Here is a 12,391-nt window from a genome sequence, read left to right as displayed (position 1 = left end):
CCGCGCCGGCCTTGGCCCTGATCGGCTTGTTGCAGCCGTCGGCGCGGCGGTTCATGACGGGCAGAGAGTGGCCGACCTGATCGCTGACGTGACCCAGTGCGGACCGATTCTTCTCCCCCACCGAATCCAAAATCACTGAGGTGCTTCGCCGAGAATCTAGTCGTTCGGCTCGAATTCCTCACCCGTCAATCGCTCGCCCCGTTGAGTCGGGTTTTGTCGACGAGGGCCTTTAGTTCGCGGAAGGCAGCCGCGCGCGCAGTCACTAGATCGGCAGACTCAGAAGGGCTCTCACTCGGCGTCGTCTGCGATTCGTAGAGGATCGGGCCCAGGCGTCCGCGAAGTTCCTCACGTCGCTTGGCCATAACAACGCTTTCGCGTTCCTCACGCAGGGCACGGTCGATGTCGGCGGCCTGCAGTGCACATTTGCCAATCAGTTCGACGCGCCGTTTCACCGAGCTCTCCAGCTTCGCGATCTCTGCCTTCGCGTCGCGCAGCATTTGCTGGTCGGCCGGGCTGAAGTCGCGGATCGAGGACGCGTCCGCCGTGACAGTGCGGATCTTCTCCGCCCGGCGCAGATTGGCAGCGATCGCCTCAAGGTCGGCGTGAAACTCGAAATCAGCGGGATCCCCGAGCCACCCCGTCCCGGCGGCCTCGGATGCGGCGATCATCGACACCGACGCGTCGGCCTGCTCGTAGAGAAGCGCGCCGGCCGATCCGAACTCCCGGATACGTCGTTGCTTGAGGAGCTCGAGGCGGCGGGCCTCGTCCTGCTTTCGCCTCTTTGCGAGCCAGGACCACCCGGCGACCGACAACAGGCCGCCGACCCATAGAACTTCGAGGACCCAGCCGGTCACCGACCGCGCTGTGGACGGGTTGTCCGCCCCGAGTTGCACGGCCAGCCAGGTTCCCACGAAATAGGGCCAGGCGATGACCATGAAGACGAGAAACAGCACAATTCCCCAAGCGACGAGCATGCCGTCGTCGGACTTCTTTGCCCCCATCTTCGGGATGCTAACGCGTGATTGCGACAGCTCGCAGATGCCCCAGCGAAGCAGGATCACTCTGCTTTAGAACGACTGTGGTGCCGACTCGGCCTCGTTGACCGTTCAAATCCGCTGCAACCGTCGGCGGGGTACGGCGGCGCCGAGGTCAATGATGATCTACACGAACGGCAGGGTCGCAATGGTGGATACGCCACAGGAGCAAATTAACCGTCGCGGTCCTTTGTCCTACGAGATCGTCGCGACGGCCCACCAGAAGTTTCATGCCCCACGACACTTCGTCGTGGGCAGCTATCGTCAGCGCGGGCTCGGCCCGAACGGCTCCAGCGACCGCGAGTACGTCGATCGAGTGCGAATTGCCGCGAGTTCACAACGCCCGGCGGGCGCGACTCATAACTCGAAGTGGCACCCGCACCACCTCGTGTTCAATCCCAGTCTCGCGCACCAATCTTTAGTCAGCTCAACAGCGATATGGAGCCCACCTACCGCTGGGCCACACGCTAAACCCGCTCGGCGGTCATGTTCATCTCGACGCTCCCCTGGCACGGACCGCTCGCGATCTCGGTGTGCATGACCCCGGACAGGGTTCCGTCCGGTTGCGGCGTGTAGCGCACCTCGGCATGGGCCGGACTCCACTCGACGGTGCCGTCGTCGGACATCCTGCAGTCCCACTGGAAATCACTGGATTGCGTCCACGATGTGCCGTCCCAGGTGAATTGGACAGGCTGCGGGACAGTCGGGTTGCTCGGCGGCGGACCGCTGGTGATGGTGGCCGTGCACGTTCCGCTCGCACAGCTCGACTGGAATCCGTAGGTCTCGGTGTGCTGCTGCTCGGGCTGTCCGGCCGCCATACTCGTTCCCGATTTGGGACCGACGATGAACGTGATCGCGTACTCCCCGTTCCAGGTCGGCGAGTCGGCGGACGCGGCCGGCGGCAGCCACAGCGCGACCGCGCACACCGCACCGCCCACACCGAGCAGTGCGCCAAGGCCGCCACCATCGATGTGAGCCATCGCTGGATCTTAAAAGCCGGGTGCAGCGGCTCGGGCGCTATCGAAACAACCAAGACCATGCGTCTGGAAAACCCCGCCTCAGCGCCGGCCGCCCACCGTAGGCTGCCCACCATGACCGCCGCCGCGCAGCTGCCGTTCCGCCAGAGTCATCCGTTGCGCTCCCCCGACGATCTGCTGGCGCTGGCCGCCGACGGGCCGATTCACAAGGTCCTCACCTCCGTCGGCGACGAGGCCTGGCTGGTCACCGGCTACTCCCTGGTGCGCCGGCTGATGGACGACGAGCGGCTGGGCCGCACCCACCGCGACCCGGCCAACGCGCCGCGCAGCCGCACCTCCGCACTCTTCGGCGGCCCGATCGGGGACTTCGACTCCGAGCCGGCCGACCACTCCCGCATGCGTCAGCTGCTGCAGCCGCATTTCGGCCCCCGGCACATGCGCACCCTGGCGCCCAAGGTCGAGGCGCTGTGCGCCGGACTGCTCGACGACATGGAACGCCAGGGTCCGCCGGCCGACCTGCTGACGAATCTGGCTCAGCCGCTACCGATTCTGGTGATCTGCGATCTGCTCGGCGTGCCCTACGACGACCGGGATCGCTTCCGGCGCTGGGTCGACGACGCCGCCTTCTCCCCCGACGACGATGTCTCGCTCAAGGGCCTGGAAATGCTGCTCGGCTACGGCATGGAATTGGTGGCCGCCAAGCGCGCGAACCCGGACGACGACGTGATCTCCCGGCTGTGCGACGAACCCGATCTCGCCGACTTCGAGATCGCCACCCTGGCGATGCAACTACTGTTCGCCGGGAACGAGACCACGGTCACCCAGATCTGGGTGGGCTCGCTGATGCTGCTCACCAACCCCGACCAGTGGCAGGCGCTGCTGGCCGACCCGGAACTGATCCCGAAGGCCGCCGAGGAAATCCTGCGGGCCGGGATGACCGGCGGGGTCGGCGTTCCCCGCTACGCCCGCGACGACATCGACGCCGACGGGGTGACGATCCGGGCCGGCGACCTCGTCCTGCTCGATCCCGGCGCCGCCAATCACGACCCGGCGTTCTTCGCCGACCCCAACCGGATCGACCTCACCCGCACCGGCGCGACGCACGTCGGGTTCGGCTACGGCCTGCACTATTGCATCGGTGCGGCACTGGCCCGCCTGGAGCTCAAGACCGTCTACGCCCAGCTCATTCCGCGGTTCCCGAACCTGCGGCTATGCGCCAACCCGGCGACCATGACCGCCGGCTTCCATTCGCTGTCGAACGGCCTGGTCGCACTTCCGGTGACCTGGTAGCCGAGAGTCAGTGCGCGGTTCCGATCGGAGCCCAGGGCAACTCGCCCTCGCCGATGTTCGACCCGCCTTGGGTCGCCGCCGCAGGCGCGGCCTCGCCGGGGATCGCATTGCCGCCACCACCCCACGACGCCGCCGCGGGCGCGGCCTCGCCGGGGATCGCATTGCCGTGACTTGCGGCCGCGGGCGGCGGCTCGCCGGGGCCCGCGTTGCCGTGGGCAGCGGCAGCCGCCGGTCCGGCCAGTGCCATCGAGCCGGCCACCAGCAGCCCGCCGATCGCGGCGGTCAGAGACATTCCGTTGATCTTCATCGCACTACCTTTCATGTCGTGGGGTCGCGGTCCGTATCGGCGCGACAGATGCCACTGTGCTCGCCGGGAGGGCGCACGTCTGTCCACCGAGCGGACCCTGGAACAGGGGAAATTCGTTCCACCATTCGGGGGACGCGCGGCTGACGGTCGCCGCCGAAAAGCAAGCCTTACTTAATCGTCAATATTTCGGCGGAACCGTGCCCGCGCGATCAGCGGTGTCGTAGATTCCCGGTAGAGCAATGCATTGCCGATCGGTCGGGCGTCCCGACTGTCACAAGCGGGTCTCCAGGGGTGGGTTCACGCTACGTGGCCACCCCCTTGGGCCACCGGCCCCCCGCCCCTGGGGACCACTCGCCGCCGGCGAACTACAGCCGCACCTCGACACCACCCGCGGCCAGGTCGGTGCCACCAGCGCTCAGCACGTCACCCGGTGACACGTCGCTTCGCTGCAGCCCGGTGAACAGCAGGCCGACGTTCTCCCCGGCCACCGCGTGCTCGGTCTTCTTGCGGAAGAGTTCGATAGCGTCCACCGCCACGGCGCGCGCACCGTTGATCCGCACCTCGTCGCCGACCCGGACCTCCCCGAGTTCGACGCGGCCCGTCGCGACCAGACCACGGCCCTTGATGACGAACACGTCCTGCACCGTCAGCTGGAACACCGTCACCACCCCATCGGCGGCGACGGCTGGTCCTCCGACCACAGGCAGTCACCACTGAGCACGATAGTGAACAGCCTGGGCAACACCTCCAGCTGCATCGGTTGACCCGGCTCGCTTTGCGAATGCTCCAGCGGCGCAAGCACTCCCGCGCTCACCACGGTGACCTGATCGGCGCCGCACACCGCGTCCGGATTCAGTGGCTCGGCGGTCCAGCTCCCCGAGCGCAGGTTCGGGTTGCGAAAACCCTGGCCGTGCAAGGTGATCTCCGGCCCGTAGCTCAACCACCGGCTGCTGGGGTCGAAGGGGGTGACGACCGGCACCCAGCTGCCCGCAGTATCCGGCGCGGCCTGGCACACCAGGAAGTCCGCGCCGCCGGGCAGTTGCGTCATCACGTCGGCGAACTCCGCCGGGCACGGCGCACCGGGTTGGGGCGCCGGAACGTCCGAATGAGCAAGCCCCGCAGAAAACCACAGCGGCGCAACCACCACCGCCGCCAGTACGCCGTACCGTCGCATCGCCGTCCCCTCGTCGCGCACCCGGCCTCCAGATTACGTCGCCCCGCGGACGGGACCAACGGTGTCGAGTGCCGGGACCATCGCCTCTACTGCAGCCGTCTCCCGGATCGGCTCAATGAGTGCGTGTCACTGGTCAAACTGCTCGTGTCGTTCGCGCCATGGATCGCATTCCTGCTCATCGCCAGGGACACCCAGGAGCGCGTCGAGATCGGCCTGATCACGGCGCTGATCCTGTCGGTCGTCATGGCGGTCCTCAAGCTGCACCGCGGCATCATCATGTGGGTCGGCCTGGCGTTCTTCACCGCGGCCACCGTCGCCGTCCTCGGCTTCGACAACATCTGGACCGTCCGCCATCTCGGCGTGCTCGCCAACGGCGCGCTGGCGCTCGGCTCGTGGATCACCCTGGCCCTCGGCAGGCCGTTCACCCTGGAGTACGCACGCGCCCACACCGACCCGTCGAAATGGAACGATCCGTTGTTCATCCGCGTCAATGTGCAGCTCACCTCGCTGTGGGCCGCGGTGTTCACCGTCAACGCCGCGCTGGCCTGGGCGCTGATGAAGCACCTGATGCCCGAATGGGCTTGCCACACACTGAGTTACGTCGCCCTGATCGGGGCGGCCGTCTTCACCACCTGGTATCCGAACCGGGTCCGCGCGAAGGCGGCCCGACCCTCGCCCGAGAACCGCTAGCCGTACAGTTCGTCGATGTTGTCGTGGAAGTTCTCCACGACCGCCTTCCGCTTCAGCTTCAGACTCGGCGTCAAATCGCCTGCCTCGACCGTCAATTCACGATCGATGATCGAGAAGCGCTTGACCTGCTCCCAGCGGTTGAGATGCTTGTTCAGGGTCTCCACGTACTCCCCGATCATCTCCTTGGTCTTCTCGTCGCGGGCGATCTCCCCGAACGACTTGCCCTCCAAGCCGTTACGGTCGGCCCACTCCCGGATCGCGTCGCCGTCCAGGCTCACCAGCGCGACGCAGTACGGCTTGCCCTCGCCGTAGACGATGATCTCGCTGGCGAACGGGCACAGGCCCTTGAAGGACGCCGAGATCGCCGAGGGCGCCACATACTTGCCCTGCGAGGTCTTGAACATGTCCTTCTTGCGGTCGGTGATCCGCAGGTAGCCCTCCGCGTCGAGCTCACCGATGTCACCGGTGTGGAACCAGCCGTCACCGTTGATCGCCTCGGCGGTGGCCTCCGGCAGGTCGTGATACCCGCTCATCACCCCCGGACCCTTGAGCAGCACCTCGCCATCCTCGGCGATCATCACGTCGGTGTACGGCAACGTCCACCCCACTGTGCCGAACCGGTAGGCCTGCGGGCGATTCAACGACGACGCCGCCGACGTCTCGGTCAGGCCGTAGCCCTCCAGCACGATGGCGCCGACCGCGTCGAACCACTGGGCGACATCGCGGTCCAGCGCGGCGGACCCGGAGATGAAGAACCGCAGCCGGCCGCCGAAGCGCTGCCGGATCGTGTTGAACACCAGCCGGTCGGCCAGCTTGTGCTGCAACGCCAGCACCGGACCGACCCGATGGCCGGCCTGCCGGGCCCGGGAGATCTGCAGACCGACGTCGATCGCCCAGTCGAACAGGCGCTTCTTGACCCCGCCCTCTTCGGCCATCGTCTCGGTGATCCGGCCGTGCACCTTCTCGAAGATGCGCGGCACCGCGCCCATGAACGTCGGCTGGATGATCGCCAGGTTCTCCACGATCTTGTCGACCCGGCCGTCGATCACGGTGGGAAAGCCCATCACCAACGGCATCGCCAGCATCACCTTGCCGAACGAATGGGCCAGCGGCAGCCACAGATAGTTGAGGTCCCGGTCGGACAACACGTGCAGCGAATCCAGCGCGGCCGCGGTGTAGGTCCATGCCTCGTGGTTGAGCCGCACGCCCTTGGGCTTGCCGGTGGTGCCGGAGGTGTAGATCAGCGTGGCGAGCTGATCGGGTGAGATCGCGTCGACCCGGTCGGTCACCGCGGTGGGATTGTCGGCCAGCAGTTGCTTGCCGAGTTGTTCGAGGTCGCCGAGGGTGATCACCCAGTCGTCGTCGCTGTTGCCGTCGATGATCACCACCTTCTCGACGGCGGGCAGTTCGCTGCGGTGCGCGACCAGCTTGTCCACTTGGGACTGGTTCTCCGCCACCACAACCCGGCTGCCGGAGTTCGCGACGATGAATGCGGTGTCTTCGGCGTTGGTGGTCGGATAGACCGTCGTCGTGGCCGCCCCCGCCGACAGGATGCCGAAGTCCACGACCACCCACTCGTAGCGGGTCCCCGACGCCAGCGCCACCCGGTCCTGCGGGTTGATCCCGAGGGCGATCAGCCCGGCGGCGATCAGCTCGACCCGGTCGCCGACCTGCTGCCAGGTGACACTGGTCCACCCGTCGTGATCGGGGTAACGGAACGCTTCGTTGGTGGGCGTGGCCGCGACGCGATCGAGGAACATCCGCGGCACCGACGGCGCCCGGTTGTCAATCCTGGTCAGGTCGGGCCGCTCTTCGGATTTACGCTGGCCTGCCATGGCGCGAGTGTATGAAGCCCGCCCCACCGCCCGTGGCGGAATCACCGAAGCCCGGGCAAAGCAATTCGGCCCCGGCCGGTCGGTTCCGGCTTGCGCTGGCAGGCACCCGAGCTAATCCAACTCCGCCGGCTCGCGGCTCTCGGCAAGGTTGGCCAGCCGCCAGGTGCACTCCCGGTTGCGCGGCCAGAAACTGGTCAGCTGCAGCCGGTTGGGCACGAATTTCATCGGCCCCTCGACGGCCACCTCCGCCATCTCGACACGGCATCCGTCCGAGGTGTCGCTGAGCCGCAACGTGATCCGCGCGGCGCCGGCCGGGCCGAGGCGGGCCAGCAGCACCAGTTCCTCCTGGGGCGTGCAACTCAAGACCACGGTCTCGTCGTCGATGACTGCGGGCCACACACCAATGGAATGCAGGATGCGCGTCCCCGGAGCCGGCCAGTCGGAGTCGACGGCACGCATCCGGCTGTTGCCGACCACCCACTGCGAGTACGTCCAGCCGTCGGCCAAAACCTCCCAGACCCGGCTGCGCGGGGCGCTGATATCGCGAGTAACGCTCGTTGGCATGGTTCGCGAGTACCCGCGGATCCGTGAGCCATACCGTCAACTTGCGGTTGACGATCTTCCATGCGTCAACCTAAAGTTGACGCATGGAAGAGCCGGCCCGTATCGCCTACCCCGTGCGCCTCGACGACCTGATCGACGCCATCAAACGGGTCCACACCGACGCCCTCGAGCAGCTCGCCGACGCGGTGCTGACCGCTGAAGCGCTCGGCGACCTCGCCGACCATCTGATCGGGCATTTCGTCGACCAGGCCCGCCGCTCGGGTGCCTCCTGGACCGACATCGGCAAGAGCATGGGTGTCACCAAACAGGCCGCGCAGAAACGCTTCGTGCCCAAGCTGACCAACCTCGACGCCAACGACCTCGACCCCGCGCAGGGCTTCGCCCGGTTCACCCCGCGGGCCCGCGCTGCCGTGGTCGCCGCGCAGAACGCCGCGCACCACGCCGGCAACGCCGAGATCACTGCCGACCATCTGTTGCTGGGGCTGCTCACCGATCCCGCCGCACTGGCCACCCCACTGCTGCGCGCCCAACAGATCACCGCCGACGCCATCCGCGCCGCGATCACGTTGCCGCCCGCCGCCGGCGACCCGCCCGCCTTGATCCCGTTCGACACTCAGGCTCGTAAAGTGCTGGAGTTGACCTTCCGCGAAGCACTTCGCCTGGGCCACAACTACATCGGAACCGAGCACATGCTGCTGGCGCTGCTGGAGGCCGAGGACGACAGCGGAACCCTGCACCGCCTCGGGTTCGACAAAGCCCGCGCCGAGAACGACATCGCCGAGACCCTGGCGGCGATCACGGCGGCGCAGAAGTCCTAGCGTTTGGCCCCACCTGCGGAGCTGCCAACCGTATCGGCCGGACCGTCCTGATTTGCCGACTTTCGGGCGACGTGGGCCTCGGCCCGCATCCGCTCGATCATGTGCGGGTAGTGCAGCTCGAACGCCGGCCGCTCCGAACGGATCCGGGGCAGCTCGGTGAAGTTGTGCCGCGGCGGCGGGCACGAGGTGGCCCACTCCAGCGAGTTGCCGTAGCCCCACGGGTCGTCGACGGTGACGACCTCGCCGTACCGCCAGCTCTTGAAGACGTTCCAGACGAACGGCAGAACCGACACACCGAGGATGAACGCACCGATGGTCGAGACGATGTTCAGCGTGGTGAAACCGTCCGACGGCAGGTAGTCGGCGTAGCGGCGCGGCATGCCGGCGTTACCGAGCCAGTGCTGCACCAGGAAGGTCAAGTGGAAGCCGATGAAGGTCAGCCAGAAGTGCAGCTTGCCCAGCCGCTCGTCGAGCAGGCGTCCGGTCATCTTCGGGAACCAGAAGTAGATCCCGGCGTAGGTGGCGAACACGATCGTGCCGAACAGCACGTAGTGGAAGTGCGCGACGACGAAATAGGTGTCGCTGACGTGGAAGTCGAGCGGCGGACTGGCCAGCAGCACACCCGACAGACCACCGAGTAGGAAGGTCACCAGGAACCCGAGGGAGAACAGCATCGGCGTCTCGAACGTGAGCCGGCCCTTCCACATCGTGCCGATCCAGTTGAAGAACTTGATGCCGGTGGGCACCGCGATGAGGTAGGTCATGAAGCTGAAGAACGGCAGCAGCACCGCACCGGTCACGAACATGTGGTGTGCCCACACCGATGCCGACAGCACTGTGATCGCCCAGGTCGCGAATACCAGCCCGTTGTAGCCGAACACCGGCTTGCGGGAGAACACCGGAAAGATCTCGGTGACGATCCCGAAGAACGGCAGGGCCACGATGTAGACCTCGGGATGACCGAAGAACCAGAACAGGTGTTGCCACAGGATGCCGCCGCCGTTGGCGGGATCGTAGATGTGCGCCCCGAGGTGACGGTCGGCGGCCAGCCCGAACAGGGCGGCCGTCAGGATCGGGAAGGCAATCAGAATCAACACGCTGGTGGCCAGGATGTTCCAGGTGAAGATCGGCATCCGGAACATCGTCATGCCTGGGCAGCGCATGCAGATGACGGTGGTGATCATGTTGACCGCACCCAGAATCGTGCCCAGGCCGGACACGATCAGCCCCAACGTCCACAGGTCTCCACCGACGCCGGGTGAGTGCACCGCATCGCTCAACGGCGTGTAGGCCGTCCAGCCGAAGTCGGCGGCACCACCGGGCACGACGAACCCGGACAGCACGATCAGGCCGCCAAAGGCGAACAGCCAGAACGACAATGCGTTCAGCCGAGGAAACGCGACGTCCGGGGCCCCGATCTGCAGCGGCAGCACGACATTGGCGAAGCCGAACACGATCGGGGTGGCGTACAGCAGCAGCATCACCGTGCCGTGAATCGTGAACAGCTGGTTGTACTGCTCGTTCGACAGGAACTGCAGACCTGGCAGGGCCAGCTCGCTGCGCATCAACAGCGCCATCAGACCGCCGGTCATGAAGAACACGAACGATGTCACCAGATACATCTGGCCGATCCGCTTCGGATCGGTGGTCGCGATCAGGTCCACCACCGCAGCGCCCAGCGGCCTGGTGCGCGGCGGGTAGGGACGGGTTGCGCTGGGCGTACGCGCGACAGGCACGGTCATGGCGACACCGGCGTCGGCCTGCCCGCGAGGTACGCCGCCCAGTATTCGATCCAGCACTGAATGCCCATGCCGCCTCCGTCCACCGATCATCCGGGTCATTTGGGTCGAGCGGAGCGGTCGTACCCGCTCGGGCGGGGGTCAAACGCTGCCCTACCACCTTCCCAGGAAGCCGACAGGACAGGTGCTCAGCCGAAAACGAAGTAGCGGAGCCACAGGTACGGCACCGCGACACCGACCGTCAGTGCGGTGACGACCGCACCCTTGCGGGTGAACTCCCAGAAACTGATCGGATATCCTTCCCGGGCCGCGATGCCGAGCATGACCACGTTCGCGCTGGCCCCGACGGCGGTCAGGTTGCCGCCGAAGTCCGCGCCGATCGCCAGCGACCACCACAGCGCTTGGCCGTGCACCGGATTGGCCACCGTCGCCGCGAGATCGGCGACCACCGGACTCATCGTCGCCACATACGGGATGTTGTCGATCACCCCCGACAGCAACGCGGACACCAACAGAATCGCCATCGCCGCCAACAGCGGATTGCCGCCCGTGGCCGCGCCTGCAAACTCGGCCACGCGAGCGATCACCCCGGTCCGCACCAGCGCGCCAACCAAGATGAACAAGCCGGCGAAGAACAACAACGTCTCCCATTCGACGCTGCCCAGGTAGTGCATCCGCTCGACGCCGGAGATGAGGATCAGGATCCCCGCCCCCAGCAGCGCCACCACCGAGGGGTCGACGTGGATCACCGAGTGCGCGATGAACGCGGCGAAGACCGCACCCAGCACCACACCACATTTGACCAACAGCCGCACGTCACGGATCGCCTCGCGCTCGTTGAGCGACATCACCTCGGCGACCCGGTCGGACTCCACGGTGAACGCCCCACGGAACAGCACCGGCAACGCAGCCAAGAACACCACCAGCGCGATCAGGACCAGCGGTGCTACGTGTACCAGAAAGTCGTTGAACGACAAGCCGGCTCGGCTGCCGATGATGATGTTGGGCGGATCGCCGATCAGGGTCGCGGTGCCACCGATGTTGGAAGCGAACACCTCGGCGAGCAGGAACGGCACCGGATTGATGGCCAACCGTTCGCAGACCAGCAGCGTCACCGGCGCGATGAGCAGGACGGTCGTCACGTTGTCCAACAGAGCCGAGGCTCCGGCGGTGATCACCGCCAGCAGGATCATCACTCGGAGCGGGGAACCCTTGGCCCGCTTGGCCGCCCAGATCGCGGTGTATTCGAACACACCGGTCTGCCGCAGGACACCGACGATCACCATCATCCCCAGCAACAGGAAGATGACGTCCCAGTCGATGCCGGTCTCCCGCGAATAGAAGATGTCGTCGGAGCCGACGACGCCCAGCGCGACCACCACCGCGGCACCACCGAGCGCCGCTTTGACCTTGTTGATCCGCTCGGTGGCGATCAGCAGATAGGCGACGACGAAGACTCCGAGAGCGACGGCGGCCACGACTTACCCTGCGCTCGCCGAGTTCAATGCGCCTGCAACGCCACTTCGAGTAACCGGGAGGCGGTGATCACACCGATCAGCCGCTTGCCGGTCACGACCGCCACCAACGGTGAATGATCGCGGGCCATGACGGCCGCGACCTCGACGATCGTGTCGTCGGCGTTGACGGTCGGCATGTGCGGCGCCGACCGGGGCAGCACCTGCTCCACCGACTTGCCGCCCAACTTGTCGGCGATGCGGTCGGCGGCCTGCTCGCCGAGCACCCCGGCGAGCGATGGGTCGTCCTGAATGTAGGCCGGAACCAGCAGCCGCACGACTTGCGAGGCAGGCAGAATCGTCACCGGCTGTCCCTGTGAGTCGGTGACCAGCAAGCCCGGCAGCCGCCGGTCGGCCATCAGCCGCACCGCATCCAGGGCACCGGAATTCGATGTGACGACCGGGAATTGTTCGGCGATCTGCTCTGCACGCACAGACAAACCGTACGA

13 protein-coding genes are annotated in these 12,391 nt (G+C 66.5%); 3 read left to right on the top strand and 10 right to left on the bottom strand.

The features are described from left to right. Positions 1-185 precede the first annotated feature (185 nt). Together MSZK_RS15070 and MSZK_RS15065 are read right to left on the bottom strand one after the other, a co-directional pair. Positions 186-1,001: a hypothetical protein gene (locus MSZK_RS15070; protein WP_099249180.1), complete on the bottom strand. Its 816-nt coding sequence runs from the start codon at positions 999-1,001 to the stop codon at positions 186-188. A gap of 500 nt (positions 1,002-1,501) precedes the next feature. Further along, positions 1,502-2,014 (bottom strand): hypothetical protein, encoded by a 513-nt coding sequence (locus MSZK_RS15065; protein ID WP_099249098.1) that lies wholly within the window; start codon positions 2,012-2,014, stop codon positions 1,502-1,504. A 111-nt stretch (positions 2,015-2,125) separates the two neighbouring features. Between MSZK_RS15065 and MSZK_RS15060 the strand changes: the two genes are divergently transcribed. Continuing rightward, the gene (locus MSZK_RS15060) at positions 2,126-3,301 is read left to right on the top strand and encodes a cytochrome P450 (RefSeq protein WP_099249096.1); all 1,176 of its coding nucleotides are present in this window, start codon (positions 2,126-2,128) and stop codon (positions 3,299-3,301) included. A 7-nt stretch (positions 3,302-3,308) separates the two neighbouring features. Here MSZK_RS15060 and MSZK_RS15055 read toward each other — a convergent pair whose 3' ends face one another. The 3 genes from MSZK_RS15055 to MSZK_RS15045 all read right to left on the bottom strand — a co-directional run bounded on the left by MSZK_RS15055 (position 3,309) and on the right by MSZK_RS15045 (position 4,803). After that, complete coding sequence (locus MSZK_RS15055) at positions 3,309-3,608, bottom strand: hypothetical protein (RefSeq protein WP_142389930.1); 300 nt, start codon at positions 3,606-3,608, stop codon at positions 3,309-3,311. Between the two features lie 365 nt (positions 3,609-3,973). Continuing rightward, a complete protein-coding gene (locus tag MSZK_RS15050) occupies positions 3,974-4,267 on the bottom strand; it encodes an EF-Tu/IF-2/RF-3 family GTPase (RefSeq protein WP_199203349.1) in 294 nt (97 codons plus the stop codon). Positions 4,268-4,269: 2 nt separating this feature from the next. Beyond that, positions 4,270-4,803 (bottom strand): hypothetical protein, encoded by a 534-nt coding sequence (locus tag MSZK_RS15045; protein ID WP_099249090.1) that lies wholly within the window; start codon positions 4,801-4,803, stop codon positions 4,270-4,272. Between the two features lie 102 nt (positions 4,804-4,905). On the opposite strand from MSZK_RS15045, the gene MSZK_RS15040 reads away from it, so the two are divergent. Further along, complete coding sequence (locus MSZK_RS15040) at positions 4,906-5,472, top strand: hypothetical protein (RefSeq protein ID WP_099249088.1); 567 nt, start codon at positions 4,906-4,908, stop codon at positions 5,470-5,472. Here the strand turns inward: MSZK_RS15040 and MSZK_RS15035 are convergent. Then, the gene (locus tag MSZK_RS15035; RefSeq protein ID WP_099249086.1) at positions 5,469-7,307 is read right to left on the bottom strand and encodes a long-chain fatty acid--CoA ligase; all 1,839 of its coding nucleotides are present in this window, start codon (positions 7,305-7,307) and stop codon (positions 5,469-5,471) included. The two genes, MSZK_RS15040 and MSZK_RS15035, sit on opposite strands and share 4 nt — an antisense overlap. A gap of 111 nt (positions 7,308-7,418) precedes the next feature. Beyond that, a complete protein-coding gene (locus MSZK_RS15030) occupies positions 7,419-7,871 on the bottom strand; it encodes an SRPBCC family protein (RefSeq protein WP_099249084.1) in 453 nt (150 codons plus the stop codon). A gap of 83 nt (positions 7,872-7,954) precedes the next feature. Between MSZK_RS15030 and MSZK_RS15025 the strand changes: the two genes are divergently transcribed. After that, entirely contained in the window at positions 7,955-8,689 is a 735-nt protein-coding gene (locus MSZK_RS15025) for a Clp protease N-terminal domain-containing protein (RefSeq protein ID WP_099249082.1), read from the top strand. Here MSZK_RS15025 and ctaD read toward each other — a convergent pair. The 3 genes from ctaD to MSZK_RS15010 all read right to left on the bottom strand — a co-directional run bounded on the left by ctaD (position 8,686) and on the right by MSZK_RS15010 (position 12,376). Then, entirely contained in the window at positions 8,686-10,431 is a 1,746-nt protein-coding gene (gene ctaD, locus MSZK_RS15020) for a cytochrome c oxidase subunit I (protein ID WP_099249178.1), read from the bottom strand. The two genes, MSZK_RS15025 and ctaD, sit on opposite strands and share 4 nt — an antisense overlap. A 185-nt stretch (positions 10,432-10,616) precedes the next feature. Continuing rightward, positions 10,617-11,906 (bottom strand): SLC13 family permease, encoded by a 1,290-nt coding sequence (locus tag MSZK_RS15015; RefSeq protein ID WP_099249080.1) that lies wholly within the window; start codon positions 11,904-11,906, stop codon positions 10,617-10,619. A 23-nt stretch (positions 11,907-11,929) separates the two neighbouring features. Continuing rightward, positions 11,930-12,376 carry a CBS domain-containing protein gene (locus MSZK_RS15010; protein ID WP_099249078.1) on the bottom strand — a complete coding sequence of 149 codons (447 nt, stop codon included), beginning with the start codon at positions 12,374-12,376 and terminating at the stop codon, positions 11,930-11,932. Positions 12,377-12,391 lie beyond the last annotated feature (15 nt).

The sequence above is a fragment of the Mycobacterium sp. shizuoka-1 genome (assembly GCF_002723835.1).
In the GTDB taxonomy this organism is placed as follows: Bacteria; Actinomycetota; Actinomycetes; order Mycobacteriales; family Mycobacteriaceae; genus Mycobacterium.
The sequence above is the reverse complement of the archived record's forward strand: the minus strand, read 5'-3'. Positions and strand labels throughout refer to the sequence as shown.

Excerpts from the sequence above, each read along its gene's own strand:
- MSZK_RS15070 (WP_099249180.1), bottom strand. The coding sequence starts at position 1,001 with ATGGGGGCAAAGAAGTCCGACGACGGCATGCTCGTCGCTTGGGGAATT.
- MSZK_RS15065 (WP_099249098.1), bottom strand. The coding sequence starts at position 2,014 with ATGGCTCACATCGATGGTGGCGGCCTTGGCGCACTGCTCGGTGTGGGC.
- MSZK_RS15060 (WP_099249096.1), top strand. The coding sequence starts at position 2,126 with ATGACCGCCGCCGCGCAGCTGCCGTTCCGCCAGAGTCATCCGTTGCGC.
- MSZK_RS15055 (WP_142389930.1), bottom strand. The coding sequence starts at position 3,608 with ATGAAGATCAACGGAATGTCTCTGACCGCCGCGATCGGCGGGCTGCTG.
- MSZK_RS15035 (WP_099249086.1), bottom strand. The coding sequence starts at position 7,307 with ATGGCAGGCCAGCGTAAATCCGAAGAGCGGCCCGACCTGACCAGGATT.
- MSZK_RS15030 (WP_099249084.1), bottom strand. The coding sequence starts at position 7,871 with ATGCCAACGAGCGTTACTCGCGATATCAGCGCCCCGCGCAGCCGGGTC.
- MSZK_RS15025 (WP_099249082.1), top strand. The coding sequence starts at position 7,955 with ATGGAAGAGCCGGCCCGTATCGCCTACCCCGTGCGCCTCGACGACCTG.
- ctaD (WP_099249178.1), bottom strand. The coding sequence starts at position 10,431 with ATGACCGTGCCTGTCGCGCGTACGCCCAGCGCAACCCGTCCCTACCCG.